This is a genomic window from Streptomyces sp. NPDC030245, assembly GCF_055572995.1.
This window is the reverse complement of sequence record NZ_JBVICF010000020.1, coordinates 23,089-49,946: the sequence shown is the minus strand read 5'-3', so window position 1 is coordinate 49,946 and position 26,858 is coordinate 23,089. Positions and strand designations below refer to the sequence as shown.

At 72.1% G+C, this 26,858-nt stretch carries 29 protein-coding genes and 1 pseudogene; 13 read left to right on the top strand and 17 right to left on the bottom strand.

Going from position 1 to position 26,858, the window contains the following annotated elements:
• Positions 1-161 precede the first annotated feature (161 nt).
• The 4 genes from tuf (at position 162) to lnt (ending at position 4,272) form a co-directional block, all read left to right on the top strand.
• Entirely contained in the window at positions 162-1,340 is a 1,179-nt protein-coding gene (tuf, locus tag ACZ4Z4_RS37625; RefSeq protein ID WP_468338335.1) for an elongation factor Tu, read from the top strand.
• A 186-nt stretch (positions 1,341-1,526) separates the two neighbouring features.
• On the top strand, positions 1,527-1,706 hold the full coding sequence (locus ACZ4Z4_RS37620; RefSeq protein ID WP_468338159.1) for a hypothetical protein: 180 nt from the start codon (positions 1,527-1,529) through the stop codon (positions 1,704-1,706).
• Between the two features lie 53 nt (positions 1,707-1,759).
• Entirely contained in the window at positions 1,760-2,281 is a 522-nt protein-coding gene (locus ACZ4Z4_RS37615) for a nuclear transport factor 2 family protein (protein ID WP_468338156.1), read from the top strand.
• Between the two features lie 137 nt (positions 2,282-2,418).
• A complete protein-coding gene (gene lnt, locus ACZ4Z4_RS37610; RefSeq protein WP_468338153.1) occupies positions 2,419-4,272 on the top strand; it encodes an apolipoprotein N-acyltransferase in 1,854 nt (617 codons plus the stop codon).
• Here the strand turns inward: lnt and ACZ4Z4_RS37605 are convergent.
• Positions 4,196-5,101 carry a Gfo/Idh/MocA family protein gene (locus ACZ4Z4_RS37605; protein ID WP_468338332.1) on the bottom strand — a complete coding sequence of 302 codons (906 nt, stop codon included), beginning with the start codon at positions 5,099-5,101 and terminating at the stop codon, positions 4,196-4,198. The two genes, lnt and ACZ4Z4_RS37605, sit on opposite strands and share 77 nt — an antisense overlap.
• Positions 5,102-5,392: 291 nt before the next feature.
• On the opposite strand from ACZ4Z4_RS37605, the gene ACZ4Z4_RS37600 reads away from it, so the two are divergent.
• Positions 5,393-5,902 (top strand): hypothetical protein, encoded by a 510-nt coding sequence (locus ACZ4Z4_RS37600; protein WP_468338151.1) that lies wholly within the window; start codon positions 5,393-5,395, stop codon positions 5,900-5,902.
• A gap of 56 nt (positions 5,903-5,958) precedes the next feature.
• Here the strand turns inward: ACZ4Z4_RS37600 and ACZ4Z4_RS37595 are convergent, their stop codons facing one another.
• Positions 5,959-6,474, bottom strand: coding sequence for a hypothetical protein (locus ACZ4Z4_RS37595; RefSeq protein ID WP_468338149.1), 516 nt, complete (start codon positions 6,472-6,474; stop codon positions 5,959-5,961).
• A gap of 71 nt (positions 6,475-6,545) precedes the next feature.
• Positions 6,546-7,508, bottom strand: a complete 963-nt coding sequence (locus tag ACZ4Z4_RS37590; RefSeq protein WP_468338146.1) for a helix-turn-helix transcriptional regulator — start codon at positions 7,506-7,508, stop codon at positions 6,546-6,548.
• Between the two features lie 108 nt (positions 7,509-7,616).
• Between ACZ4Z4_RS37590 and ACZ4Z4_RS37585 the strand changes: the two genes are divergently transcribed.
• Positions 7,617-8,054 (top strand): DUF3224 domain-containing protein, encoded by a 438-nt coding sequence (locus ACZ4Z4_RS37585; protein WP_468338143.1) that lies wholly within the window; start codon positions 7,617-7,619, stop codon positions 8,052-8,054.
• Between the two features lie 2 nt (positions 8,055-8,056).
• On the opposite strand, the gene ung is transcribed toward ACZ4Z4_RS37585, so the two are convergent.
• From ung to ACZ4Z4_RS37555, 6 genes are all read right to left on the bottom strand, one after another.
• Positions 8,057-8,740: a uracil-DNA glycosylase gene (gene ung, locus ACZ4Z4_RS37580; RefSeq protein ID WP_468338140.1), complete on the bottom strand. Its 684-nt coding sequence runs from the start codon at positions 8,738-8,740 to the stop codon at positions 8,057-8,059.
• Positions 8,741-8,867: 127 nt separating this feature from the next.
• Entirely contained in the window at positions 8,868-10,487 is a 1,620-nt protein-coding gene (locus ACZ4Z4_RS37575; protein ID WP_468338137.1) for an ABC transporter substrate-binding protein, read from the bottom strand.
• A gap of 137 nt (positions 10,488-10,624) precedes the next feature.
• A complete protein-coding gene (locus ACZ4Z4_RS37570) occupies positions 10,625-11,380 on the bottom strand; it encodes an SDR family oxidoreductase (protein WP_468338135.1) in 756 nt (251 codons plus the stop codon).
• A gap of 22 nt (positions 11,381-11,402) precedes the next feature.
• Positions 11,403-12,164: a 3-oxoacyl-ACP reductase FabG gene (fabG, locus tag ACZ4Z4_RS37565; RefSeq protein WP_468338132.1), complete on the bottom strand. Its 762-nt coding sequence runs from the start codon at positions 12,162-12,164 to the stop codon at positions 11,403-11,405.
• A gap of 136 nt (positions 12,165-12,300) precedes the next feature.
• A complete protein-coding gene (locus ACZ4Z4_RS37560) occupies positions 12,301-12,723 on the bottom strand; it encodes a DUF3037 domain-containing protein (protein WP_468338129.1) in 423 nt (140 codons plus the stop codon).
• Positions 12,720-13,508 carry a HipA family kinase gene (locus tag ACZ4Z4_RS37555; protein ID WP_468338126.1) on the bottom strand — a complete coding sequence of 263 codons (789 nt, stop codon included), beginning with the start codon at positions 13,506-13,508 and terminating at the stop codon, positions 12,720-12,722. The genes ACZ4Z4_RS37560 and ACZ4Z4_RS37555 overlap by 4 nt, the downstream gene beginning before the upstream one ends.
• Positions 13,509-13,572: 64 nt before the next feature.
• On the opposite strand from ACZ4Z4_RS37555, the gene ACZ4Z4_RS37550 reads away from it, so the two are divergent.
• Both ACZ4Z4_RS37550 and ACZ4Z4_RS37545 read left to right on the top strand, forming a co-directional pair.
• Positions 13,573-15,708, top strand: a complete 2,136-nt coding sequence (locus tag ACZ4Z4_RS37550) for a S9 family peptidase (RefSeq protein WP_468338123.1) — start codon at positions 13,573-13,575, stop codon at positions 15,706-15,708.
• A 32-nt stretch (positions 15,709-15,740) separates the two neighbouring features.
• Positions 15,741-16,223 (top strand): Rieske (2Fe-2S) protein, encoded by a 483-nt coding sequence (locus tag ACZ4Z4_RS37545; protein ID WP_468338120.1) that lies wholly within the window; start codon positions 15,741-15,743, stop codon positions 16,221-16,223.
• A gap of 17 nt (positions 16,224-16,240) precedes the next feature.
• On the opposite strand, the gene ACZ4Z4_RS37540 is transcribed toward ACZ4Z4_RS37545, so the two are convergent.
• A complete protein-coding gene (locus ACZ4Z4_RS37540) occupies positions 16,241-16,885 on the bottom strand; it encodes a cysteine hydrolase family protein (protein ID WP_468338117.1) in 645 nt (214 codons plus the stop codon).
• A gap of 133 nt (positions 16,886-17,018) precedes the next feature.
• On the opposite strand from ACZ4Z4_RS37540, the gene ACZ4Z4_RS37535 reads away from it, so the two are divergent.
• Both ACZ4Z4_RS37535 and ACZ4Z4_RS37530 read left to right on the top strand, forming a co-directional pair.
• A complete protein-coding gene (locus ACZ4Z4_RS37535; RefSeq protein WP_468338115.1) occupies positions 17,019-17,507 on the top strand; it encodes a pyridoxamine 5'-phosphate oxidase family protein in 489 nt (162 codons plus the stop codon).
• A 117-nt stretch (positions 17,508-17,624) separates the two neighbouring features.
• Positions 17,625-17,795 (top strand): annotated as a pseudogene (locus ACZ4Z4_RS37530) (EamA/RhaT family transporter); the annotation flags it as partial.
• Here the strand turns inward: ACZ4Z4_RS37530 and ACZ4Z4_RS37525 are convergent.
• Entirely contained in the window at positions 17,786-19,117 is a 1,332-nt protein-coding gene (locus ACZ4Z4_RS37525; protein ID WP_468338112.1) for an aminotransferase class I/II-fold pyridoxal phosphate-dependent enzyme, read from the bottom strand. The pseudogene ACZ4Z4_RS37530 and the gene ACZ4Z4_RS37525 overlap by 10 nt on opposite strands.
• Before the next feature lie 70 nt (positions 19,118-19,187).
• Between ACZ4Z4_RS37525 and ACZ4Z4_RS37520 the strand changes: the two genes are divergently transcribed.
• A complete protein-coding gene (locus ACZ4Z4_RS37520) occupies positions 19,188-19,895 on the top strand; it encodes a pyridoxamine 5'-phosphate oxidase family protein (RefSeq protein WP_468338109.1) in 708 nt (235 codons plus the stop codon).
• A 139-nt stretch (positions 19,896-20,034) separates the two neighbouring features.
• On the opposite strand, the gene ACZ4Z4_RS37515 is transcribed toward ACZ4Z4_RS37520, so the two are convergent.
• The 3 genes from ACZ4Z4_RS37515 to ACZ4Z4_RS37505 form a co-directional block, all read right to left on the bottom strand.
• The gene (locus ACZ4Z4_RS37515; RefSeq protein WP_468338106.1) at positions 20,035-21,063 is read right to left on the bottom strand and encodes a DMT family transporter; all 1,029 of its coding nucleotides are present in this window, start codon (positions 21,061-21,063) and stop codon (positions 20,035-20,037) included.
• A 159-nt stretch (positions 21,064-21,222) separates the two neighbouring features.
• Entirely contained in the window at positions 21,223-22,236 is a 1,014-nt protein-coding gene (locus ACZ4Z4_RS37510; protein WP_468338329.1) for an EamA family transporter, read from the bottom strand.
• Between the two features lie 103 nt (positions 22,237-22,339).
• A complete protein-coding gene (locus tag ACZ4Z4_RS37505; RefSeq protein ID WP_468338103.1) occupies positions 22,340-22,975 on the bottom strand; it encodes a peptidase in 636 nt (211 codons plus the stop codon).
• 196 nt (positions 22,976-23,171) lie between these two features.
• Here ACZ4Z4_RS37505 and ACZ4Z4_RS37500 point away from each other — a divergent pair, with 196 nt between their 5' ends.
• Positions 23,172-23,360, top strand: a complete 189-nt coding sequence (locus ACZ4Z4_RS37500) for a hypothetical protein (protein ID WP_404756143.1) — start codon at positions 23,172-23,174, stop codon at positions 23,358-23,360.
• Positions 23,361-23,459: 99 nt separating this feature from the next.
• Here ACZ4Z4_RS37500 and ACZ4Z4_RS37495 read toward each other — a convergent pair whose 3' ends face one another.
• Entirely contained in the window at positions 23,460-24,278 is an 819-nt protein-coding gene (locus ACZ4Z4_RS37495) for a putative protein N(5)-glutamine methyltransferase (protein ID WP_468338100.1), read from the bottom strand.
• A 338-nt stretch (positions 24,279-24,616) separates the two neighbouring features.
• On the opposite strand from ACZ4Z4_RS37495, the gene ACZ4Z4_RS37490 reads away from it, so the two are divergent.
• Complete coding sequence (locus ACZ4Z4_RS37490; RefSeq protein WP_468338097.1) at positions 24,617-25,045, top strand: type II toxin-antitoxin system Rv0910 family toxin; 429 nt, start codon at positions 24,617-24,619, stop codon at positions 25,043-25,045.
• A gap of 96 nt (positions 25,046-25,141) precedes the next feature.
• On the opposite strand, the gene ACZ4Z4_RS37485 is transcribed toward ACZ4Z4_RS37490, so the two are convergent.
• Positions 25,142-25,816, bottom strand: coding sequence for a PadR family transcriptional regulator (locus ACZ4Z4_RS37485; protein WP_468338094.1), 675 nt, complete (start codon positions 25,814-25,816; stop codon positions 25,142-25,144).
• A gap of 759 nt (positions 25,817-26,575) precedes the next feature.
• A complete protein-coding gene (locus ACZ4Z4_RS37480; protein ID WP_468338091.1) occupies positions 26,576-26,800 on the bottom strand; it encodes a hypothetical protein in 225 nt (74 codons plus the stop codon).
• Positions 26,801-26,858 lie beyond the last annotated feature (58 nt).

Here is a 26,858-nt window from a genome sequence, read left to right as displayed (position 1 = left end):
TCGACGGCACCCGAAGCTGACCCTCCCCGGACATTCCGGCGGACCCCACAGGGGGAGGGTCGGTCAGGCCCCCGGGGTCCCCGTCCCGACCGCGCGCACGCCGCGGGAACGGGACAACAGCTTCGAGTTCCGGAGAAGGAACCACCATGTCCAAGACCGCCATGTCCAAGACCGCCTACGTCCGCACGAAGCCGCACCTGAACATCGGCACCATGGGCCACGTCGACCACGGCAAGACCACGCTGACCGCCGCCATCACCAAGGTCCTGAGCGAGCGCGGTACCGGCGGCAGCACGCAGTACGTCTCCTTCGACCGCATCGACCGCGCGCCGGAGGAGGCGCAGCGCGGCATCACCATCAACATCGCGCACGTCGAGTACGAGACCGACACCAGGCACTACGCGCACGTGGACATGCCGGGCCACGCGGACTACATCAAGAACATGGTCACCGGCGCGGCGCAGCTGGACGGGGCGATCCTCGTCGTGTCGGCGCTCGACGGGATCATGCCGCAGACCGCCGAGCACGTGCTGCTCGCCCGGCAGGTCGGCGTCGACCACATCGTCGTCGCCCTCAACAAGGCCGACGCCGGGGACGAGGAGCTCACCGACCTCGTCGAGCTCGAAGTCCGCGACCTGCTCTCCGCGCACGGGTACGGAGGGGACGCGGTCCCCGTCGTACGGGTATCGGGGCTCAGGGCGCTGGAGGGCGACCCGCGGTGGACGTCCTCGATCGAGGCGCTGCTGGACGCCGTGGACACGTACGTGCCGATGCCCGAGCGCTATCTCGACGCGCCGTTCCTGCTGTCCGTCGAGAACGTGCTGACCATCACCGGGCGCGGCACCGTCGTCACCGGCGCGGTGGAGCGCGGCACGGTCCGCCTCGGGGACCGCGTGGAGGTGCTCGGCGCGGACACGGAGACGGTCGTCACCGGCCTGGAGACCTTCGGCAAGCCGATGGAGGAGGCGCAGGCGGGTGACAACGTCGCGCTGCTGCTGCGCGGTCTGCCACGCGACGCCGTACGACGCGGTCATGTGGTCGCGGCGCCCGGCAGTGTCACGCCACGGCGCCGTTTCACCGCACAGGTGTACGTCCTGTCGGCGCGCGAAGGGGGCCGTACGAAGCCGATCGCCACGGGGTACCGGCCGCAGTTCTACATCCGCACCGCGGACGTGGTCGGCGACGTCGACCTCGGCGAGGCCGCCGTGGCCCGCCCCGGCGACACGGTCACGATGACGGTCGAACTGGGCCGCGACGTGCCGCTGGAGACGGGCCTCGGCTTCGCGATCCGCGAGGGCGGGCGCACGGTCGGCGCGGGCACGGTCACCGGCGTCGCGTGAGCGGAACCGCCTCCTGCGCGGCCGGGTGAGGTGGCACCGGTGGCGCCCGCGTGACGGGCGCCACCGGTGCGGCGAGCGTCGAGCCCCGACGCCCGGAATCCGGGGCGGACGTGGCGGTGGTCACGTGGCGCAGGTGTGCGGTAGCTGACAGTTCCGAATGTCGTACCCATCCCCTAGGCTGACGCCATGCCCTTAACCCCTCCACCCCATGGTTCCGCACGCTCTTCCGCCGAGCTGAACGAGCGGATCCGCGGCCTGTGGCTGCGCACCGGCGGCCGGCTCTCCGCCGAACAGCGCCGGGAGTACGAGCGGTTGGTGACGGAGTGGGCCGCCGCGGTCCGCGAGGAGATGGTGAAGGCCGCGTAGGCGGAGCAGCACGCCCCCTTGGCTCGGCACCTCCTGTGCCCAACACTGAGCCGATGACGCAGCGCATGGAACTCGCCGCCGTGATCGACCGGTTGGCCGTCGATGCCCTCATCACCGAGTACGCGGTGACCGTCGACGACGGTGACTGGGACGCCTACCGACAGCTGTTCGCCCCGGGCGGGCGCGCCGACTACCGCTCCGCGGGCGGCATCGAAGGGGGAGCCGACGAGATCGCCGCTTGGCTGGCGGAGACGATGCGGATGTTCCCCATGCGCCAGCATCTGATCACCAACCGCAAGCTGGAGTTCGGCACGCTCGACCAGGACGTCGGCGACACCGCCCGCGTCCAGGCCGACTATGTGAACCCCATGCGGTTCGCGGAGCGCGCCGGCTCGGCACCGCGCCCGGCGCCGTCGACCGCCCCGGACTTCGTCTGCGGCGGCCGCTACGGCTTCGCACTCCTGCGTACGTCCAGTGGGTGGCGGTTGGGCCAAGTGGTCGTCACGGAGAAGTGGCGGCAGGTGAGCGGCGCGCGGGAGCAGCCCGACCGGCGGGCGGCGGCCTCCGACAGGTGACCCTCGCTCGACCTCCGCTCAAGATCCGTCCGGGCTTCTCCCCATCCGTCCCCGGTCCACTGTCCTAGATCGTTCATGACCCGCACACTGATGGGTACGTGGGTACGACCGGCGTCGGGGGGCTAGGGAGGCACTGCATGGACCAGTTCGGCGACGGCCGGTGGGAGCGGCACGGGCCGCGTGTGACGCGGATGCTCGCGTCGCGCCGGTGGCGCGGCGGCCTCGCCGTCACGGCCGGGGCGCTGCCCGCGCTGGCGTTCCCCGCACCGTCGCTGTGGTGGTTCGCGTACGTCGCGCTCGTGCCCTGGATGCTCCTTGCCAGGTCGGCCCCGACCGCCCGGCGGGCCGCGCTCGACGGCTGGCTCGGCGGCCTCGGCTTCATGGTCGCCGTGCACCACTGGCTGCTGCCGAGCCTGCACGTCTTCACGGTGGTCATCGCCGCGCTGCTCGGTCTGCTGTGGGCCCCCTGGGGCTGGCTGGTGCGCCGGTTCCTCGGCGGAGCGCCGACGTCCCGACGCGCCGCGGCCGCGCTCGTCGTGCTGCCCTCGGGCTGGCTGATGGTCGAACTGGTCCGGTCCTGGGAGGGCTTGGGCGGCCCGTGGGGGCTGCTCGGCTCCAGTCAGTGGCAGGTGACGCCCGCGCTGCGGCTCGCCTCGGTGGGCGGGGTGTGGCTGATCAGCGCGTTCGTCGTGGCGCTGAACACGGGGGTCGCACTTTTGGCGGTCGCTGCGGTGGCGCGTGGGCGGGCATCGTCCGCGGCGGCGCGTGGGTCGGCATCGTCTGTGTCGGCTGCCGCTGCATCGGATCCGTACGTACCGGGTCCCTACGTACCAGTCGCCCGTACGTCACCCACGGGGACGTCAACCACCCGGACGTCGCCCTCACCCGCCTCCGTCGCGCCCGCGTCCACCACCCCGGCCGCCCCCACTGCCCCCGTCGTCCCCGCCCTCGCCGGTCTCCTCGCCGTCGTCGCCGCCACCTCCGCCGCCTGGGCCTGGGCGCCCCGGCCCGAGCCCGCCGGGCACGTCCGCGTCGCCGTCGTGCAGCCGGGCATCATAGAAGACGGCATCGCCAGCGCCGACAAGCGGCTGGCCCGCGAGGAGGCGCTGACCCGGACACTGGTGGGCCGGGACCCGGACCTCGTCGTCTGGGGCGAGAGCAGCGTCGGCTACGACCTGGCCGACCGGCCGGACGTCGCGCGCCGGATCACCGCGCTCTCCCGCGAGGTCGGCGCGGACATCATGGTGAACGTCGACGCGCGCCGCTCCGACCGCCCCGGCATATTCAAGAGTTCCGTCCTGGTGGGCCCGGACGGGCCGACCGGCGACCGCTACGACAAGATGCGGCTCGTGCCGTTCGGCGAGTACATCCCGGCCCGCTCCCTGCTCGGCTGGGCGACGTCCGTCGGCAAGGCCGCGGGCGAGGACCGCAGGCGCGGCGACCGGCAGGTGGTGATGGACACCGGACACGCCACCGGAGCCGGACATGACAGCGAACGCGGCACCGGCACCGGCCGCGCCCTGCGCGTCGGCCCCCTCGTCTGCTTCGAGTCGGCGTTCCCCGACATGAGCCGCCGGCTCACCCGTGACGGCGCGCAGCTGCTGCTCGCCCAGTCCGCCACGTCGTCGTTCCAGTCCAGTTGGGCGCCCGACCAGCACGCGTCGCTCGCGGCGGTGCGGGCCGCCGAGACCGGCCGCCCCATGGTGCACGCCACGCTCACCGGCGTCTCCGCGGTCCACGCCCCGGACGGTTCGCGCGTCGGCAGCCCGCTCGGCACGTCGGCGAGCGCCGCGGCGGTGTACGACGTACCGCTGGGCAAGGGCGAGACGGCCTACGTCAAGTGGGGCGACTGGTCCGTGCACGCCGCGCTCGTCGTGCTCGCGGCGCTGGCCGCGGCCGAGGTACTGCGCGCTCTCAGGCGGCCTGCTCCAGAGCGGCACGGACCACGCGCTCGCACAGCTCATGGGTCGCCAGTGCGTCCCGGGCGCTGAGCACCTTGCCCGCGCGCACTGCGTCGAGGAAGGCGAGCACCACCTGCTCGATGCCGCGCTGCCGGGCCACCGGCACCCAGTCGCCGCGCCGCCGCACACTGGGCTGGCCCTTGTGGTCGACGATCTCGGCGAGGTTGACCACCTGGCGCTTGGTGTCCTGCCCGGAGACCTCGAGGATCTCCTCCGAGGAGCCGCTGAGCCGGTTCATCATGCCGATCGCGACGAACCCGTCGCCCGCCAGCTGCACCACCACATGGTGCATGAGCCCGTCCCGGACCCGGGAGCGCACCGTGACGTCGTCGATCGGTCCCGGCGCCAGGAACCGCAGGGTGTCCACGACGTGGATGAAGTCGTCGAGCACGAGCGTGCGCGGGTCCTCGGGCAGGCCCACGCGGTTCTTCTGCATCAGGATCACCTCGCGCGGGTGCTCCAGGCACTGCGCGTAACCGGGCGCGTGACGGCGGTTGAAGCCGACGGCGAGGCTCACCCCGCGCTCCTCGGCGAGGCGCACGAGGCGTTCGGAGTCGGCGAGTTCGTACGCGATGGGCTTGTCCACGTAGGTCGGCACGCCGGCTTCGACGAGGCGGGTGACGATCTCCGGGTGCACGGCGGTCGGCGCGTGCACGAAGGCGGCGTCGAGCCCCTGGGCGAGCAGGGCGTCCAGATCGGTGTGGCGGCGCGATGCGGGGATGTGGTGGACGTCGGCGACCCGGGCGAGGGTCGCGGGCGTACGCGTCTGCAAGTGCAGCTCGACCCCCGGCTGGGTGGTGAGGACCGGCAGATACGCCTTCTGCGCGATGTCGCCGAGTCCGATGCAGCCGATCTTCACCACTGTCTCCCTACCGACCACTGCCATGGCCACTGCTGTTGCTGTTGCCACTGGCCCGGTCTACCGCTGTGCTGGGTCGCGAACCGTCGCCTCCGTGCTCCGTCCGGGGGCCGCGGTCGCCGTTCCCGCAGCATACGGGGCCTGCTCCCCGTGGCGCGGAGCCCCCGGGCCCCCCGCTGAATGAGCGGTGGGTGACGGTGGGCGCCCCTCCCCCAGCCGATCCGTCACCCGTGCGGGGCAACCTCGCGGATTTCACTCCCAACGTGCGCCGGGCGCACCATGGTTGTGCGGGTGCCTCGACCGACGACCACTGCCGCCGCCGCGCTCCTCGTCTCCGCCGCCGTCTCGGCCGCCGCCTCCGGCTGCGTGAGCCTCGAGCGGCCCGCGGCGCCCGCCCCCTCCGCGGTCACCGGACCGCCGCCCGCGGCCCGCACCGACGGCACGAACCGGCCGCACCTCGTGCAGGCCCCGGCCCGGGAGGCACTGGAGCGCATGGGCCCGCCCCGGCGCCCCTCCCCCCGTAAGTCCGAAGCCGGGTCAGGGGCAGGAGCAGGAGCCACCATGCCTTCCGGCCCGCCGCACACCCACGACCGCCCGGCACCCGCACCCCCTCCCCCACCCTCGGCGCCCGTGCGCAGACCTGTCCCCGCGCGCCCCGATGCGGGAGCCCCCCGACCGGCCCCCATCACGGCCCCCGCCGCGGCACCGGGCACGGACGTCTGCGCACTCGGCGAGGTATACGGCAAGTGGGACCCCGGCAGTCCCCAAGCCGTCATCTGCCGCAACACGTACGGCCATTGACCCAGCGCCCCCGCAAGGCGCGTCCCCTACCCAACAACCTTCTGCCCCCTCCCTCTCTACTCCTCCTCGCTCCCCTCCCCCACCTCCCCCTCCAGTCGGGCGATGGCCTCCTTGATGCCTCTGCCGTATCCGTCGTCCTCCAGCGCGCCCACCGCGCCACGTGCCCGGCGCAGATGGGCGCGGGCCGCTTCCGGGCGGCCGAGCTTCACGTAGTCCGCGGCGAGGTTCAGGTGCAGGGAGGGGTAGAAACCGCGCACCGCCAGCGACTGGTGGTGTTCGCTCAGCCGCTCGTCGGTGAGCTCGTGCGCCGCCGACAAGGCCCGGAGATCCCAGGCCAGTTCGTCCGAAGGGTCGGCCTGTGTGTCCGCCATGTAGTGCGCGAGCGTGCAGCGGTGCAGCGGGTCGCCGGACTCGCCGATCTCCCCCCAGAGGCCGAGGAAGCGGTCCTGTGCCTCCTCGCGGTCGCCGCCGTGGTGCAGCATGACCGCCTGCCCGATCCGCGTCATCATCGCGTCTTCCGCCGTGTGCTCCTGCTGCTCCGTCAACGGATCCTCCGTGGTCGTGCCGGCCATCGCCCCCATCCCTCACGACGCTAGCGGCCACCACTGACAATCGCGGTCAGGCACGTTCGGGCGGGGGGTGCTCACGCGTACCGCTGGGCCAGCCCGGTGACGCTCCTCGCGACCTCGGCGCGGAGCTCGGGTGGGCCGAGCACCTCCGCCTCCAGGCCGAGCCGGAGGATGTCGCCGACCGCCACCGGCAGTTCCTCCACGTCGAGATCGACCTCGGTCCAGCCGTCCGCGTCGGCGGCGCCGGCGCCCTCCACGGCCCGCGCCCCCGCCGTCCCGAACATGGCGGGCAGCAGCCGTCGCCCCGCCGGGGAGACCCTCAGCCGTGCCGTGCCCCGCAGCACCCGCGCTTCGAGGCCGCGCGACGACGCCTCCCAGTACGCCGCGAGGTCGAAGCCGTCCGGGCGCTCGCAGGGCTCCAGAGTCACCGTCACCGCCATGAACCGCGACACCCTGTACGTACGCACAGCACCGTCGGCCGCCGCGACCAGGTACCAGTTGCCCGCCTTGAGGACCAGCCCCAAAGGGTGCAGCTCACGCCGGACTTCGCCGCCCCAGCGCCGGTAGTGGGCCCGCAGCACTCGCTGCCGCCACACCGCGTCGGCGACCACGGCGAGCAGCGGCGCCGGTTCCGTCGTGCGGAACCAGGCGGCCGCGTCGAGGTGGAAGCGCTCCTGGATGCGCCGCGACCGCTCCCCGAGCCCGGTGGGCAGGGCTGCCGCCAACTTCAGTTGCGCGGTGGCCAGTTCCGCGCCCAGGCCGAGCTCGGCGGCGGCCCCCGGCATTCCGGCGAGGGCCAGCGAGTCGGCTTCGTCGTCGGTGAGTCCCGTCAGCCGGGTGCGGTAGCCGTCGAGGAGCCGGAAGCCGCCGGCGGGACCGCGCTCCGCGTAGACGGGCACGCCGGAGGCGGCGAGCGCCTCGGCGTCCCGGTAGACGGTCCGGACCGAGACCTCCAGCTCTTCCGCGAGCTCCGGCGCGGTCATGCGCCCACGGTTCTGGAGCAGCAGGAGAAGGGCCAGGAGCCGGTCGGCGCGCACGCGATCAATTCTGCCTCAGTACCTGACAGAAGATGTCAGGTACGGCTGGCAGTGTCCTGCGCACGGCGCCCCCCGCACAGGCAGTGGGCCCTACCGTCGAGGAGAACCATGACCGAGCACAGCACCGACACCACTGCGACCAGCACCGCTACCGGCACCTTCACCTTCGCCGGCTGGGACGAGCGCCCTGTCGCCGGCGCGGACGGTGGCGCACGCATCACGCACGCCACCGTCACCAACGACTACACGGGCGGCGTCGAGGCGAAGGGCACCTCCTGCGAGTACACCATCGCGTACACGAGCGAGACGGTCGGCACCTTTGTCGGCTACGAGTTCATCGACGGGACGCTCGACGGCCGCACGGGCTCCTTCGTGATCGAGCAGCGCGGTTCCTTCGGCGCCGACGGAACCATCGAGTGCTCTCTCACCGTGCTGCCCGGCTCGGGCACCGGTGGCCTCGCCGGGCTCACCGGAGCCGGTTCGTTCACCGCGCGGAGCGGGCAGTCCACCACCCCGTACTCCCTCGCCCATGTCTTCGCGGGCTGACGTCAGCCTATGTCCGGGATCCGCCAGTCGATCGGCTCGTGGCCCTGCGCGGCGACCGCTTCGTTGATCTGTGTGAAGGGGCGGGAGCCGAAGAACCTCTTCGCGGAGAGCGGCGAGGGGTGCGCGCCCTTCACGACGACGTGCCGCTCCTCGTCGATGAGCGGCAGCTTCTTCTGGGCGTAATTCCCCCAGAGGACGAAGACGGCGGGGTCGGGGCGGTCGGCCACCGCGCGGATCACCGCGTCCGTGAACTTCTCCCAGCCCTTGCCCTTGTGGGAATTGGCCTCGCCGGCGCGGACCGTCAGGACCGCGTTCAGCAGGAGGACGCCCTGCTGGGCCCACGGCATCAGATAGCCGTTGTCCGGGACGGGGTGGCCGAGCTCCTCCTTCATCTCCTTGTAGATGTTCCGCAGGGAGGGTGGGGTCTTCACACCGGGGCGCACGGAGAAGCAGAGGCCGTGCCCCTGCCCCTCGCCGTGATACGGGTCCTGGCCGAGGACCAGGACCTTGACCCGGTCGTACGGCGTCGCGTCCAGGGCGGCGAAGACCTCCTCGCGCGGAGGGTAGACGGGGCCCTTCGCCCGCTCCTGCTCGACGAACTCGGTGAGCTCTTTGAAGTAGGGCTTCTGGAGCTCCCCGCCGAGGACTCCGCGCCAGGACGCGGGCAGCATGGCGATGTCGGTCACGTCAACAACCTCCGGTGTGCGGTCACTTCTCACCACAGAACCTACCGGCGACCACTGACAATCGACCGCCCCGCCCGTCCGACGCTGCTCCGCACCGGCCGGGCGACGCCTCTCCGCCCCGCCCGCGCTACCAGCTGGTCTTGCGCTGCAACTCCCACATCATCATGATCGCCGAGGGGTCCAGGGCGCGCTCGCCGCCCGCGATCTCCTCGCTGGACATGATGTACTGCTTGCCCTGCCACAGCGGCAGCAGCCTGACGTCGTCGACGAGGATCTCCTGGGCCCGCTCGAACTCGTCGATCACCGCGCCGCGGTCGGCCTCCCTGCGCTGGCGGGGCAGCACCTCGTCGGTGATCTCCTTCGAGGGGTAGGGCGTGTTGAGCACGTTCTTGGGGCCGACGAACGGCGCGATGAAGTTGTCCGCGTCGGGGAAGTCGGGGAACCAGCCGCGCCCGAAGACCGGGTACTCGCCCTTGCTGTACCCCTCCTGGAACTCGGTCCAGGGGCGGCTCTTCAGGGTGATCCTGAACAGGCCCGAGGCCTCCAGCTGCCGCTTGAGCTCGGCGAACTCCGGCTCGGTCGCCGAGCCGTAGCGGTCGGTGGTGTACCAGAGGGTGAGCGGCACCGGCTGGTGGATGCCGGCGTCGGTGAGGATCTTCCTGGCCTTGGCCACGCTGGGGTTCCCGTAGTCGTCGAAGAACCCGGTGGCGTGGCCCGTGAGGCCCCTGGGGACCATGGAGTACAGCGGTTCGACGGTGTCCTTGTAGATCTTGTGGGCGATGGCCCCGCGGTCGACGAGCTGCGCGAAGGCCTGCCGGACCGGGAGCTTCCGCGCCCACGGGTCCTTGGTGTTGAACACGAGGTAGCGGATCTCGGTGCCCGAGCCCTCGACGAGCTCGATGTCCTGCTCGCGTCTGCCCCTGCCCTGCATGGCGACGATGTCCTCGGAGGCCAGGCCTCGGAACGTCACGTCGATCTGCTTGTCCTTGAGGGCGTCGACCATGGCCGCCGACTTCTTGAAGTAACGGATGGTCACGGCGTCGTTCTTGACGTCGGCCGCGCCCTTGTAGCTGTCGTTCTTGACCAGCTCGGCCTTCTGGTTCGGGGTGTACGCCTCCAGGGTGTAGGGCCCGGAGCCGGTGACCTCGTTGCCCTCGCGGAGTCTGTCCGCCGGGTACTCGGCGGGGTCGACGATCGACATGGCCGGTGTCGCGAGGACGAACGGGAACGTGGCGTCGGCCTTCTTGAGGCGGAAGACGACCGTCCGGTCGCTCTTCGTCTCGACCTTGTCGAGCGAGCCCAGGAGCCCCGCGGGACCGCCCTTCACCACCTTCTTGGCGTCGAGGGTCAGCATGCGGTCGAAGGAGTGCTTCACGGCCGCCGCGTCCAGCTCGTCGCCGTCGGAGAACCGCAGGCCCTCGCGGAGCTCACAGACGAAGACCGTGTTGGAGGCGTCGCTGAACTCGCAGGACTCGGCGGCGTCCGGCTCGGGCTCGGTGGCCCCCGAGGGGAAGCTGAGCAGCGTCTGGAAAACGTTCCTGTAGAGCTCCCAGGAGCTGTCCCAGGCCTTCGCGGGGTCCAGGGTGGTCGGCGCGCTCATCGTGCCGACGGTGATCCGCTCCTCGTCGTCCGACCCCTCGGACGAGAACACCCCACAACCGGCGAGCAGGGATATCGACGCGATCGCCGCCACCGGGCGCAGACCCCGGGTCCGCTTGGCAGGGGGGACTTCACTGAACACGCGCACGCTCCTCGATCGGCCATGCCATGGGATCGGCAGACAATATCGCAGTGCCCCGCCGGGCCAAGTCTCGGCGCCGACAGGGCACTTGATGCGCGTGTACGTCACTGAAAGCGATGCACTCGGCCGGTGTGCGGCCTTCGTCAGCCGACGCCCGCATTGAGGAAGATGCCGCCATCGACCACGAGTGTCTGGCCCGTGATCCAGTCGGACTGGGCGGACGTGAGGAACGCGGCCGCGCCCCCGATGTCCTCCGGCACCCCGAGCCTGCCGAGCGGGTAGGAGGCGGCCGCCTCCGCCTCGCGGCCCTCGTACAGCGCCTGGGCGAACTTGGTCTTGACGACCGCGGGTGCGATGGAGTTCACGCGCACCTTCGGCGCGAACTCGTGCGCCAGTTGCAGGGTGAGGTTGACCATGGCGGCCTTGCTCATCCCGTACGCGCCGATGAACGGCGAGGCGGAGACGCCGGCCACGGAGGCGATGTTCACGATCGCGCCGCCGTTCTCGCTCTGCCAGGCCTTCCAGGTCTGCTGGGCGAAGCCGAGCGCCGAGACGACGTTGGTCTCGAACACCTTGCGCGCCACGTTCAGGTCGAGCTCGGCCATCGGTCCGAAGACCGGGTTCGTGCCCGCGTTGTTGATCAGGAAGTCGACGCGGCCGAACGCCTCCATCGCGCGCTCGACGGCGACCGCCTGGTGCGCCTCATCGTGGGCCTTGCCCGCGACGCCGATGACCCGGTCGGAGCCGAGCTTCTCGACGGCCTCCTTGAGGGCGTCCTCGTTGCGTCCGGTGATGCAGACCCGGTCGCCGCGGGCGACCAGCGCCTCGGCGATGCCGTATCCGATGCCGCGGCTCGCGCCCGTGACGAGCGCGGCCTTCCCGCTGTCCTGCACAGCCATGATCTGCCTTCCAGCTTCCGGGTCAGTTGAGCGGGCCGCCGGCGACGTACATGACCTGCCCGGAGACGAAGCCCGCGGCGTCGCCCGTGAAGAAGGCGATGGCGTTGGCGATGTCCTCGGGGCGGCCGACGCGCTGGACCGGGATCTGGGTGGCGGCCGCGGCCTGGAACTCCTCGAAGCCCATGCCGACGCGGTCCGCGGTGGCCTTCGTCATCTCGGTGACGATGAAGCCCGGGGCGACGGAGTTGGCGGTGACGCCGAACTTGCCGAGCTCCTTGGCGAGGGTCTTCGTGAAGCCCTGGAGGCCGGCCTTGGCGGCGGCGTAGTTGACCTGGCCGCGGTTGCCGAGCGCGGAGGACGAGGAGAGGTTGACGATGCGGCCGAAGCCCGCGTCCACCATGTGCTTCTGGCAGGCCTTCGACATCAGGAAGGCGCCGCGCAGGTGCACGTTCATGACCGTGTCCCAGTCGCTCGCGCTCATCTTGAAGAGGAGGTTGTCGCGGAGCACGCCGGCGTTGTTGACGAGGATCGTCGGCGCGCCGAGCTCCTCGGCGATACGGGCGACGGCGGCCTCGACCTGTGCCTCGTCGGAGACGTCGCAGCCGACGGCGAGCGCCCTGCCACCGGCCGCGGTGATCTGCGCGACGGTGTCCTTGCAGGCGGCCTCGTCGAGGTCGATGACGGCCACGGCGCGGCCCTCGGCGGCGAGCCGTACGGCGGTCGCCGCGCCGATGCCTCGCGCTGCGCCGGTCACGACAGCGACGCGCTGCTCAGTGGTGGACATGCTGGTTCTCCTCGCCCTTGGGATGCGGCTCTACGGTACGCCCCGGTGGTGAGCGACCGCTTAGTACCTTCAGCTGGACGAGACGCTAGAAGCCCTGGCACCGGGTGTCAACGGCAACCAGGAGAGCCGTGCCGCTTTACCTCACCAACAGGTCGAGGAGACGGTTCACCTCGGCCTCGGGATCCGCCGTCAGGCCGGTGTGCACCGGTCCCGGCTGTACCACCGTGGAGCGGGGCGCGATCAGCCAGCGGAAGCGCCGTCCCGCGTCGTCGCGCTCGGCCTGCCCGGCGGCCGCGCCGCCCCGGCAGATCCGCTCGACCGCGCCGAGCGAGGCCCTGATGCCGGCCACGTCGGCCGCCGGGTCCAGGGCGAGGAGCTTGGCCTCGTCCAGGTGCGTGCGGGCGGCCACGAAGGACTTGGCGCGGCAGTAGACCAGCACCCCCGCGTTGAACTGCTCGCCGCGCTCCACGCGCGGCACGACGCGCACCAGCGCGTACTCGAATACGTCCCGTGCGGGCTGGTTCCGCCCGTCCCGTGCGGGCGCGTTCTGCTGGGTCACTTGAGGGCGCCCTTCGGCTCGGTCACCGGCAGGGTGATCCGCTCGTGGATGGTCCCGGCACGCGGCAGCAGAGCGGCCACGTACGCGCGGCGGACGGCGTCCGCGCTGTCGAAGCCCGGCTCGTCCGTCAGCCACTCCTCGGGCACCTGGGCCACGACGTCGGTGAGCAGTTCCTCGGTGACGAGGGGGGCGAGCTCGGCGGCGGCCGCCGCGACGTCGGGCCCGTAGGGGGCGAGGACGTGGTCCGAGGCGTCGTACGGCTTGGCGGCGGCGGTCTCCGCGGTGCGCCAGTTGTGGTGCCAGATCATGCTGGCCCCGTGGTCGATGAGCCACAGGTCGCCCTGCCACAGGAGCAGGTTCGGGTTGCGCCAGGAGCGGTCCACGTTGTTGATCAGGGCGTCGAACCAGACGACGCGGCCCGCCTCCGCCGCGTCCACGTCGTGGGCGAGCGGGTCGAAGCCGAGGGCGCCCGACAGGAATTCCATGCCGAGGTTGAGCCCGCCGCTCGCCTTGAGCAGTTCCTGCACCCGCTCGTCGGGTTCGCCGAGGCCGAGCACCGGGTCGAGCCGGATCCCGACGAGCCGCGGCATCCGCAGACCGAGCCTGCGGGCGAGCTCACCGCAGACCACCTCGGCGACGAGCGTCTTGCGCCCCTGTCCCGCGCCGGTGAACTTGATGACGTACGTTCCGTAGGTGCCGCGGTCGTCGGTCTCGACGACCCCGGGCAGCGAGCCACCCTCCCGTAGGGGCGTGACATAGCGGACCGCGGTGACTTCGCTGAGCATTGCCCCAGGTTACTGCCGGTCGGGCCCTGTTCGATCACGTGACCCTGTGCCTACAGTGCCCGGCATGGCCTCCCTTGACCTCCCTCGGCAGTTCGCGCGTACGCGCCGCTTCTCGCTGGGTGTGCCACACGGCTTCACGGTCTCGCCGGACGGTGCGCGGGTGCTGTTCGTGCGGTCCACCGCCGGCGACGATCCGGTGGGCAGGCTGTGGGTGTACGAGGACGGGGCCGAGCGCATGCTGGTCGACCCGTTGGCGTTGGGCGGGGCGGGACCGGTGCCGGAGGCGGAACGGATCCGCAGGGAGCGGGCGCGGGAAGCGGCACATGGAGTGGTGGCTTTCGCGACCGACCACCACGCGCGCGTGGCCGCTGTCGCGCTGGGCGGCGTGCTGTGGGTGGTGTCGACGGACGGTGGGGCACCGCGCCGGATCCGTACGGCGGGGCCGGTGGTCGACCCGCGCCCGTCGCCCGACGGGAGCCGCGTCGCGTACGTCACCGGGGGCGCCCTGCGCGTCGTCGGCGTCGACGGCACGGGTGACCGGGCGCTCGCTGAGCCCGAGGGCGACGACGTGACGTACGGTCTCGCCGATCATGTCGCCGCCGAGTCGATGGGCAGGCAGCGCGGTTTCTGGTGGTCTCCGGAGAGCGACGCGCTGATCGTCGCGCGCGTGGACGCGTCGCGGGTGCGGCGCTGGTGGCTGTCCGATCCGGCACGGCCCGAGCTGCCGCCTCGCGCGGTCCGCTATCCGGCGGCAGGCACCGCCAACGCCGAGACGTCACTGCACATCGTGCGCGTGGACGGGACGCGGGTCGCGGTGCGCACTCCGGAGCGCGTGGCGGACCACCACCTCTACGGAGAGTGGACGGACGGCGCCTTCGAGTACGTGCCCACGGTGGGCTGGGACGCCCATGGCCCCCTGGTCACGATGCAGACCCGGGACCAGCGTTCCCTGTACGCGTTGGAGGTGGACCCCGCCACCGGTGAGGCGGAGCCGGTCGCGCACCGACGCGACCCGGCCTGGCTGGAGTTGATGCCGGGCGTACCGCTGCGTCTTGCGAGCGGGCGGGTCGTGGCGCACTGGAACGTACGCGGCGGCACACGTGGCCTGCGGGTCGGCAACACCAGGACGCCGCGCGGTCTCCAGGTGCGCGAGGTGCTGGGCGGCGTGGGCGACCGGGTGTGGTTCACCGCCTCGTACGAGCCCACGGAGGTGCACGTCTGGTCGTTCGACCACCAGGACGACGAGCCCGACCCCGAGCGTCGTACCGGCACTCTGCGGCAGATCAGCGAGGGGCCCGGGGTGCACACCGCGGCCGTCGGCGGCGACACCGTGGTCCTCGACAGCCGGACGCCCGAGGGACAGACGGTGACCGTGCTGCGCGGCGGCGTACCGGTCGGGCGGATCGCGGTCCTCGCCCAGGAGCCGGTGGTGGTCCCCCGGCCACGCCACCTCACCCTCGGCGAGCGGGAGCTGCGGAGCGCGCTGTACCTGCCGTCCTGGCACGAGCCCGGCGCCGCGAAGCTGCCGGTACTGCTCTGCCCTTACGCGGGTCCAGGAATCCAACTCGTGGTCCACGCGCGCGCGTGGTGGACGATCGTGGCGCAGTGGTTCGCCGAGCAGGGGTACGCGGTGCTGATCACGGACGGGCGCGGCACGCCGGGCCGTGGCGACGCGTGGGAGAAGGCCGTGCACGGCGACCAGCTGACGCCGGTGCTCGACGACCAGGTGGACGCGCTGCACGCCGCCGCCGAGCGCTTCCCCGACCTCGACCTGGAGCGGGTGGGCATCCGCGGCTGGTCCTTCGGCGGCTATCTCGCGGCGGGCGCCGTGCTGCACCGGCCCGATGTCTTCCACGCCGCGGTGGCGGGTGCCGCGCCGACGGACCTGCGGCTGTACGACACGCACTGGAAGGAGCGCTATCTCGGCCATCCCGACGTCCTGCCCGACCAGTACGAGCGCTGTTCGCTGGTCGCGCACGCGCACCGCCTTGAGCGGCCGTTGATGCTGGTGCACGGGCTCGCGGACAACAACGTCCTTCCCGTGCACATGCTGCGCTTCTCCGCGGCGCTGCTGGCCGCCGGCCGCCCGCACACCGTGCTGCCGCTGCCCGGCGCGGGCCATCTGGTCTCCGAGGGCGAGGTGGCGGCGAACCTGCTGCGGCTCGAACTCGATTTCCTCGGGAAATCCTTGAGCGCTTGAACACGGCGGCCCGTGGTTGCGTACCACCGTGTATGACGACTTCACTGCCACGCACGACGACTTCCGAAGAGACCGTGTCTGCGCCCTGCCGCCGCACGGTCGTGGCAACCATCGGAGCCGCGGGCATCGCCGCCGCCCTCACCGCCTGCGGCGCCGGTGACGACAAGAGCTCGTCCGAACCGGCGGGCCGGGAGGAGACGGAGGGCGGGGGCGACGGTGGCGCGGGCGGGGCCGTACTGGCGAAGACGTCGGACATCCCCGTGGGCGGCGGCAAGATCTTCAAGGATGAACAGATCGTGGTCACCCAGCCCACGAAGGGCGAGTTCAAGGCCTTCTCCAACCGCTGCACCCACAAGCAGTGCCCGGTGACGAGCGTCGAGGGCGGCACCGTCAACTGCCCGTGCCACGGCAGCAAGTTCGACATCGCGGACGGCAGCGTGCGGGGTGGCCCCGCGCCGGGGCCCCTGCCGGCGGCCGAGATCACCGTGGCGGGTGACGCGATCAAGCTGGTCTGACGCGAGAGCAAGCTGGTCTATCCGGTGCGGCCCGGCCGCTTCCAGGCGCCGAGCACGTCCCGCGTGGTGGTGACGGTGGCGACGAGCGCGAGGGTGTGGCGGATCATGGCGGGTGTGTAGTCGGCGGGGACTCCGGCGATGGCGTCGGCGGGCACGACGGCGGTGTAGCCGAGGTTCACGGCGTCGAACACGGCGTTCGGTATCGCGACGTTGGCCGAGACGCCGGTGACCAGCAGGGTGCGGCAGCCGAGGTTGCGCAGCAGCGGGTCCACGTCGGTGCCCGCGAGGGGTGACAGGCCGTGCAGGCGTCGTACGACGAAGTCCTCGTCGGCCACTTCGATCGGCGGCGCGATCCGTACGGCCGCGGTGCCCGAGAGCTGCTGTACGGGCAGTCGCTCGGCGGCCCGGAAGAGCCGGGCGTTGTGGCTGGCCCCGCGCCCGTCGGGCCGCCGTTCGGCGACGGCGTGCAGGACCTGCACGCCGCTCTGGTGCGCCGCGGACACCAGTCGGGCGACGTTGGCGAGGGCGCCGGACTTGCGCGCCTCCGCGGCCAGTTCGGGCAGGGCGGTCTCGGTGCCGACGACGCCTTGCTGGCACTCGACGGTCAGCAGGGCCGTGGTGGCGGGGTCGAGGAGCTCCCTCAGCTGTTCGTACGACGGCATGGCTTCCCCTTGTCGCGGACGTCCGGGACACCGGCCGGCCGAGGCTAACGACCATTGCGCCACGAAGGAAGAGCCTCCATGCTTCCCTGACGCAGTGTCAGACGCCCGTCGACCACCTTGAGCTGGAGGACACATGGCCGCCACGCAGCGCCGGGGCCGCAGGATCATGATGACGCCGGACGAAGTCGACGCGTTCCTCGCCACGGAGCGCACGTGCCGCGTGGCGACCGTGTCGCGGGACGGCGCCCCGCACGTCAGCACGCTCTGGTTCGCCTGGGACGGCACGTCGCTGTGGCTGTACTCGGTCACCCGCAGCAAGCGCTGGGCCGATCTGCGCAGGGACCCGCGGATCGCCGTGGTGGTCGACGCCGGAGAGGAGTACGGCGAGCTGCGCGGTGTGGAGCTGTCGGGCACCGTGGACTTCGTCGGCGAGTCCCCGCGCAAGGGCGATCCGTGCCCCGAACTGGACGCGCCCGAGCGGCTGTTCGCCCAGAAGATCTTCGGCATGTCCGAGATGCCGCACGACGGCCGCCACGCCTGGGCCCGCCTGACACCGGACGCCATCGCCTCCTGGGACTTCCGCAAACTGGCCGCGCTTGGCGGCAGGGCCGGAACTCACTGACCCGGCGACTCACCCCTCCTACCGGAGCCCCGCCCCCGCCGCCCTCAGCGCCTCCGCCGCCGCCCTGATCGACGGGCGGCGGCCGCGTTCCGCCCGCCACACCACGTAACCACGTACACATGCCGCCGCATGGTCACGTACTTCATCACGGTCATCGTGACCGCCGCCGGTGTCGCGGTGTTCGGCGAGTCCCTGAGCCGGTCGGCGCCGGTCGGCGCGGTGATCGTCCTGGCGGGCGCCGCGCTCACCCGGTCCAAGCCGCGCGGGCATACGCCCCGTCAGTCGTAACGCCGGGCAGGAGCGGGCCCGGTGGCCGCGGCGACCGCGTCCGCCACCGCCACGATGTCCTCGTCGTCGAGCGCCGCCACGGTGATCCGCACCGCCGGCGGCGTGTTCAGCCGGAACCTCGCACCCGGGGCCACCGCCCACCCCGCGTGCAGCAGTCGCGCGACGGCCCCGGTCTCGTCGGGCACCGGTACCCACGCGTTCATGCCGCTGCGCCCGTATGCGGCCACGCCCCGCTCGGCGAGCGCCGCAATGAGCGCCTCCCGACGCCGGTCGTAGGACGCCGCCACCGTGCGGGGGTCGACCGCGCCCTCGGCCCAGAGCCGGGCGACGGCGCGTTGCAGCAGCCGGCTCACCCAGCCGGGGCCGAGCCGCTGGCGCCCCTGCACCCGGTCCACCGTCACGGAGTCGCCTGTGAGCACGGCGAGCCGCAGATCGGGGCCGTACGCCTTGGCGGTGGAGCGGGTCAGGGCCCAGCTGCGGGTCGACCCGGCCAGCGGGTGCAGCGGCAGGTCGACGATGCCGTGGCCGTGGTCGTCCTCGATGAGCAGCACGTCCTCGTGCGCGGCGAACACGTCGCGCAGGGCACGCGCGCGTGGGGCGGTGACGGCGGCCCCTGTGGGATTCTGTGCCCGGTCCGTCACGATGGCCGCCCGCGCGCCCGACGCCAGGGCCCGCTCCACGTCGGCCGGGATTGGACCCTCGTCGTCCACGCCCACCGGGACCGCGCGCAGCCCGAGGGCGGAGACGAGATCCAGCAGGCTGCCCCAGCCCGGGTCCTCCAGAGCGACCCCGTCGCCGGGCTTGAGGTGGGCGACGAGCACGCGCTCGATGGCGTCGAGCGAGCCGGAGGTGACGGCGAGCGGGCCACGGGGCACGCCGTCGGCGTCGAAGGCCACGCGCGCGTGCCGTTCGAGCTCCGGGTCCACCGCACCCTCTCCGTAGAGGACGGGTCGCGCGTCGCTCTGCGCGGCGGCCGCCATGAGCGCCTCGGACAGAGCGGGCAGCAGCCTCGGGTCGGGGTTGCCCTTGGAGACGTTGCGCACCCCTGGCGGCGCGTCCACCCGGATCAGCTCGCGTGCGGTGGTGGCGGGCTTCGGACGGACACGGCTGCCGCGCCGCCCCGCCGTCTCGATGACGCCGCGCTCCCGCAGCGTGCGATAGGCGGCCGCGACGGTATTGGGGTTGACCCCGAGTCGGGTCGCCAACTCCCGCATGGGTGGCAGCGGTTGCCCCGGTTCGAGACCGCCGTCACCCACGGCGCGCTCCACGCTGGCCGCGATCTCAGCTGCGCGGCGGCCTTCGATCCGATACTCTCCTAGCACAAAGCAGATTATGCACTAGTGCAATCGAAGCCGCAAGTCGAGAACACAGCAGTACTGAGCAAGGAGAACCATGCAGACGCAGCCGAGCACCAACGACACCCCTTCGCCGAGCAGTGCCGCCTACACGCCGACCGACCGCACGGTCCCCACCCGCTCACGGGAACGCGCTTCGTACGACCACGAGTCGGTGCACGCGATACTCGACGAGGCCTACGTCTGCCATCTCGGATTCGTCCGCGACGGCGCCCCCGTCGTGCTCCCGACGCTCTACGGAAGGGTGGGCGACCGCCTGTACGTGCACGGTTCGACCGGGTCACGGCCGCTGCGCATGGCGAGCGCGTCCACCGAGGAGCGGGACCCGGGCCTTCAGGTGTGTCTGACCGTCACCCACGTCGACGGCCTGGTGCTGGCCCGCTCGGCCTTCCACCACTCGATCAACTACCGCTCCGTCGTGGTCCACGGCACGGCCCACCAGGTCACGGACCCGGAGGAGAAGCGGCTCGCCCTGGACGCGCTCGTCGACCACGTCGTGCCGGGCCGGGCGGCCGACTCCCGCCCCGCCGACGCCAAGGAGCTCGCGGCCACCGCCGTGCTCCGCCTCGACCTGAACGAGGTGTCGGCGAAGGCGCGCACCGGCGGCCCGAACGACGACCCGAAGGACATGGACCTCCCCCACTGGGCCGGCGTCGTCCCGCTCCGCAAGGGCCACGACGCCCTGATCCCCGCCGCCGACCTCGCACCGGGCATCGAGGTCCCCGCCTACCTGGCGGGGCTGTGATGCTGCTCCACCCTGGGACGCCGCCCTTCAGCTATGAAGCCGAGCTCCGCTGAACCACCAGGTCGGCCACTTCCAGCCGGGGGACGGGCACCGCACGGGGTATCAGGTCCCCCCGCGACGCGCCCGCCCCCCACTCCCCCTACACCGGCGCCACGTCGCGCCGCTCCGCCGCCACGCCCCGCGCCTCCGTGACCGCGAGGCCCGTCACCGCGGCCAGCATCAGTGCCGTGCCCAGCACGGTCGCCGCCGTCAGCGCCTCGCCGAGCAGTGCGACCGCGATGATCGCGGCGCCCACCGGTTCGAGCAGCGTGATCACGGAGACGGTGGCGGACCGTACGACGGCCGCCCCCGCGAAGTACAGCGCGTAGGCGAGGGCTGTCGGCACGGCGGCGATGTACAGGAGACACAGACCCACGCGCACGGGGTCCGCCGTGTACGGCACCAGGCCTTCGACCGCGGCGAGCGGCAGCAGGCAGACCGAGACGACGGCGAACGCCCAGACCGTGGTGTCGGCCGAGTCGTTGCCGCCGTCCCGGCCCCACCGGCGCGTGAAGAGCGTCATGACGGCGTACGCGGCCGCGGAGACGAGCCCCCACACGACACCCGAAGGCCGCACACTCGCGCCACCGCCACCGCCGCCGTCACCGCCGAGGACGAGCACGGCGAGCCCCCCGAGGGCGCCCACGACGGCGACGACGCCGCCGCGTCCGAGCCGTTCGTTCAGGGTCAGCCGCGCGCCGAGCGCGATGAGGACGGGCCCCGACCCCATGGTGACGACGGTGCCGACCGCGAGGCCGGTCGCCTCGACGGAGGCGAAGTAGGCGGTCTGGAACACCGCGAGGGCGACGCCGGTCACGACGATCCGGCGCACTCGGTTCATTCGGTGTGCCCGGCTCACCCGGCGCACCTGACTCACCCGGCGCGCCTGGCGCAGCCGTACGAGACGCGCGGCGGCCAGCAGCACGAAGCCGCCCACGCACCGCCAGAAGGAAAGGCTGACCGGGCCCATGTCGCCGGCATCGAAGACCAGTGCGGCGGCGGCACCCGCGGTGCCCCACGCGGTGCCGGCGACGATCAGATAGAAGAGGCCTCGTCCGACGGGCAGACGCCGGACGGTATGGGGGTTGGCCACGCCCGGGATCACGGGCGCGCTGGACGTGCTCGACATGTTCGACACGTGAGTTCTCCGCAGCAGAGAGGGATGACTGACTCCGTCTGCGGGCAGCACCGTTCTGCCCGGCCGCTGGCTCGGGCGTGTTCCGTCAGTGCCCCGCGCTAAGCGGCGGGGGGCGGAAGAACGAGTGCGTGTGCGTACATGATCCGCACCTTAGGGGCGGCTCCCGCTGTGCGACAACTCCGTTTCGGATGCCGGGATCTCCTCCGGTACGGCCGCGGCCCCGGCCGGTGCGGAGGACTGGGCGATGAACGCGCCCACGAGCACGATCGCTCCACCGACGACCTGCGGCGCCGAGAGGTGCTCGCCCAGGACGATCCAGGCCAGGGCGGTCGCTATGACCGCTTCGAGGCAGGCCACGACGCCCGCGACCTGGGGCGAGAGCCTGCGCACCGAGAGGACTCCGGTGACGTAGGCGACGACCGTCGCGATGAGCACGATCCAGGCGAGCAGCGCCCAGGCCGGCACGGCCGAGCCGTCCAGGTCCGCGTCGCCCGCGAGCACCGACCAGTCCATGCCCCACGGCCGCGCGACGACGGTCAGCACAGCGGTGCCGACGAGCAGGCCGTACGCGATGACGCCGAGCGGGTCCGGAGCGTCCTCGCCCGCGTCGCTGCCCTGGTCGGACAGGACGAAGTAGCCGACCTGGCAGCAGGCGGCGCCGAGCGCGAGCAGCAGGCCGACGGCGTCGAAACTCAGCCCCGCCCACACCTCGACGACACAGGCGAGCCCGCCGACGGCGAGCACCACACCGAGCGCGGCGGCCCGTGTCACCGGCCGCCGCTGCACGAAGCGCACCCAGCCGAGCACGAGCGCGGGCGCGAGGTACTCGATCAGCAGCGCGACGCCCACAGGAATGCGGGAGAGCGCGGCGAAGTAGCAGGCCTGGACGCCCGCGACGGCGAGGAGACCGAACCCGGCGAGCAGCGCGGGCCTGCTGCGCAGCAGTCCGCGGTGGCGCCAGGCGACGGGCAGCATCACGAGGGCGGCCCCGGCCACCCGCAGCCACACCACGTGCAGCGGGTCGAGGCCTGCTTCGATCAGCGGTTTCGCCGCGACTCCGGAGCCACCGAAGGCGACGGCGGAGATCAGGGCGAGGCCCAGCCCGACGCCCCTGCCACCACTCTTTCCCTGGCTTCCCTGGCTCCCCCGGTAGCCGTGGCTCACCTGGTCGCCGTGGCCCACCCGGCCCTCTTGAATACCGTCAGACGCTCGCACCGGCACATCATGGCAGCCGACGTCAGGAGCGTCATCCCTATAAGCCCCTGTCTCAATCGGCGGACGTCACGCCACTCTCCGGGAGCCCTCCGCCTCCGGCGTACCCCCGATGTACGACGTATCCATGCCCCCCGCCCCCGACATGCCCCTGGTCGCCGGACGCGTACTGCCTGCACCCCGCCTCGATACGCCGCAGCAGCGCCGGTACGTCGACTCGCGCTCGCCCGAGGACTTCGACGGCCCGGCACTCCGGGTCGGCGACGAGCCCCGCGAGCAGGTCGATGCCGAGGGCCCGCGCCTCCCCGCGCAGCGCGGCGCGTTCCAGGGCCGTGTCCATCGCGCCGATGGCGGCCGGCGACCAGCCGGTCTCCTTCACCGGCGTCACCACGGGCACGGCACCGGAGTCCTCGACGGTGCCCCGCCACTGCAAGCCGTAACCGATGCTGCGCTGCACGAGATAGCCGAGCACCCGCACGGCCTGCGCGCCGCTCTCGAAGACGGAGCGCACCTCGGGGTCGGTCTCCAGGAGAGAGTGCAGCAGGTGCGCGGTGTCTATCTGCCGATCCCCGTCACGGACGGCGCGACGGCGCGCGCCGGCCACCACCGACGCCAGTTCCGCGCTGAGTCCGGAGTCGAGTTCTGCTCGGGTCGGGCCGGGCTCGGCGCCCGGCGGGGTACGGCTTTGCACATCTCCCACCACATCAACCCCCAGGGGCATATGCATCGGCGGCGGGAAGCATCTTGGCGTCCGACACAGGGTGGGCACGCATGCGGCGGTTGTCCTCCTTACGGATGAGATCGACCCGACCCGCGCGGCGGCGCGCGCGCCGCCTTGCCCTGTGCCGAGCGCACAACCATGACGCGGCTTCACACGTCCAACCGTCATGGAGAGCAGGAGCTGGATGGTCGCCCTGCCTGCTGTCGACGGCAGGCAGTACGTCTATCGGGTGTACGCACCCGACGACGCGCTGCCCGCCGACCTGTTCTGGGAGGCCTGGCACTGCCACGACGAGGGCCCCTTCCCGAGGGCGTCGGATCTCTTCGACGCGGCGGAGATACGACAGGTGGGCTGAGGAGCTACGACAAGTGGTCTGAGCGCCTACGGCAGGTGGGCTGAGCGGCGCATACGCTCCCGGACGGCGCACGGCGGCAGGCATGCCGTCCGGCGGCCGTTACGACGCCCGCCGCACCCCACATCTGTCCGCGCGCGTCCCGATGACCACCGTGGCGAACATGGCCTCGTCGGTGACCACACGGGCCACGAGACCGGCCCGCTCGACGGCGTCGACAGCGGCCGCCACCTGCCCCTCGCTCGTCTCGAAGAGCAGGTGGCCGCCGGGCGCCAGCCACGCGGGCGCCTCCTCGGTCACGCGGCGCAGCACGTCGAGCCCGTCCGCACCGCCGTCGAGCGCCACCCGCGCCTCGTGGACGCGGGCCTCGGCGGGCAGCAGGCCGACCTCTTCGGTGGGGACGTAAGGGACGTTGGCGAGCAGGACGCCGACGCGACCGCGGAGCGTGTCGGGCAGGGGTTCGTAGAGGTCGCCTTCGTAGACCTCGCCCCCGGCTGCCGCGACATTGCGGCGGGCGCAGCGGACCGCCGCCGGGTCGATGTCGGCGGCGTGCAGCTCCACCCGGTCGAGGCCCGCGGCCAGCGCGGCACCGAGCGCACCCGAGCCACAGCACAGATCGACGACGACAGCGCCGTGCCCGGCCAGCGCGGCGGCCTGTCCGACGAGGAACTCGGTGCGGCGGCGCGGCACGAAGACCCCCGGGTCCACGGCGACGCGCAGACCGCGGAACTCGGCCCAGCCCACCACATGTTCCAGGGGCAGACCGCCCGCACGACGCTCGACCATGTCGGCCACTTCGCCGGGGGTGCGCGCGGTCGAGAGAATCAACTCCGCCTCGTCCTCGGCGAAGACGCAGCCCGCGGCGCGCAGGGCGTCGACAACGGAGGAACGGTGTACTGCGGAGAAAGCTGGAATCGACATGTTGATGAAACCTTTCGGGATCCCGATGGGGCTCCCTCGGCTCACCTATGCCGGGTGAACCGCGCGGTCGCGAAGGGGGAGCACCCGACCTGCCACTGCGGTAATGGGTCTCACCTCCAAAGCGCGCTGCCTGCGTCTGTCGCAGGGCAGGGGAACACTACCCCACTCCCCCACAGGGGGTCACAGCCGACGGCCACAGCTGCGAGTCACAGCTGAGAGTCACAGGCGAAGGCCATATCTGACGCTTCATCAGTATTGAATGTTCCGGGCCCCGCGGCTACGTTCCGCGGCACCGCAGCTGCGGCCGTCGCAGCGCCCCGACGGGAAGAGGTGGCCGCATGGCCGAAGTCAGCGCGGAGGCACGGATGGAGGCGCCCGCCGAGAAGATCTGGGCGCGGCTCACCGACTTCTCCTCGTACGGCGAATGGAACGCCACGCACACGAACTTCCCGCAGGGCGGCCCCACCGCCCTGGAGGTGGGCGGCACCTTCGTGGAGAACATGAAGCTGATGGGTTTCCCCGCCGAGGTGAACTGGACCGTCGAAGAGCTGGAGACCGCACGCACCCTGGCCATCGCGGGCAAGGGCCCGATGGGCGTCAACGTACGCACCCGCTACACCCTCTCCCCCGATGGGCCCGCGACGGTGGTCCGCATCGAAGGGGAGTTCACCGGGGCCGCCGTGTCCTTGATGGCGGGAAAGCTGAAGGACTCGGCGACCGCCGCGCTCAACGAGTCCCTGCGCAAGCTGGACGGCCTCGTCACCTGAAGGCCGGCCACGCGCCACGCACGCGACGAACGAGGCGCCCCACACCATGCGCGTGGGGCGCCTCATCTGCGGTGGGGGCCATCGGCCCCGACCACCTCAGTCCTCATCGGCGAGGATCAGATACATCTTCTTCCGGGCGTCGTTGATGACCGTGAGCGCCTTTTCGCGCTGCTCCTTGCTGCCGGTCTTCCAGACCTGGCCGAACGCCTCCATCAGACCGAAACCGGCCTGCCGGACCTCGTTCAGCGTCTCCCAGTCGACCCCGCGCCCGGCCTCTTCCCAAGGCGCCTCGGGGCCCGCCGCGGCGGCCTCGCGGCCGTCGTCGGTGAGCGAGAAGAGCTTCTTCCCGCCCTCGCTCGCACTGCTGATCAGACCCTCGTCCTCCAGCAGTTGCAGGGTCGGGTAGACCGAACCGGGGCTGGGCTTCCACGCCCCGCCGCTGCGCTCGGCGATCTCCTGGATCATCTCGTAGCCGTGCATGGGGCGGTCCTTCAGGAGCGCCAGGATCGACGCGCGTACGTCGCCGCGCCGTGCCCTGCCGCGCGGACCGCCACGCCCGCCCCGGCCCCCGCCCCAGGGGCCGCCGGGCCCACCGGGCCCCCCGAAACCGGGACCGAAGGGACCGAACGCGCCGCGCCGCCCCTCAAAGTCCCCGAAGCCACCGAAGCCGCCGAATCCTCCGCGGCCGAAGCCCTGACGGCCCTCGGGGCCGCCGTGGTGGCCGCGTCCGTGACCGCGGCCGTGCTCGTGTTCAAAACCATGGGAACGCATGGTGATCACTCCTTGATTCATCGTTGACACGCTGATTGCTCGTTGATCAATCGCGAACCTGTCGCGATGCCTCAACGATATATCGGAAGCGATCGGTCGGCAACCCTCTGTGCGACGCCCGGCCGACGAGGAGATCGGCCGGGCGTACTCGGTTCGGTCAGTGGGGCTCAGGGCAGACCGGCGGGTTGCCGTTCTCGTCCTTCATCCGAAGTGGGCGTCACCGGCGCCGAGACCGTGCACGGAGAAGTTCACCCGCGGCACCTCGCACGGCTTCAGCCACTTGCACCTGACACGCAGGCGCCCCCGCTGCACAGCGCGGAAGCGGGGGCTGATGGCGGGGCGCCCAAGGCGCAAGGGTGGGCCGGAGGCGCGGCCCGAGGCCCGGGGCCCGTGGCCCGTGGCCCGAGATGACGGGACGGGGGCCCATGGGCCGCACCCGGCCGGTCGCCGCCCGGTTCCGGGACGACTCAGCTCAGACGCTGAGCGTGAGCGCTGGCGCGGTAACTCCCCCATCGTCACGCTGACGCCGTACGGCAGGACAGCGACCAGCACGTGAGAGTCGGCGGGCGGACGCCCGCGACTACTTCGAGTTGTACACCGCAGCCCGACGCCGCCTCGCCTCCGATCCGGCACGGCCCGGCGCCCCGCGCCCCTCACCCCCCGGGAGCGCCCCGCCAGGCGGTCGGCAGGGGCCGCTGGGCACGGACCCGCCGCGTAGGCCGCCGCCCCACGCTCCGCCCGGCGTCCGCGACGCGTGGCTCAGGTGACGGTGACGCTCCCCGCGGGAGACGTGTCGATGTTGCCCTTCCCGCCGCCGCTGATACGGCTCTTGGACTCGCCCTGGCCATCGCGTCCGGAGAACACGATGATCGTGGCGTCGCTGCTGACGTCGTAGGTGATTTTCGCGCTGCCACCGTCGACGTTGTAGCAGCCGTTGGGATCGGCGTACGTGTGGCCGTTGACGGTCAACTTGCCGGTAGCCATGAGGCCGCCTTGCGCGGCTGCACCACTCGGGTGAGGCGGCAAGGCGCCCCCCTTGCGC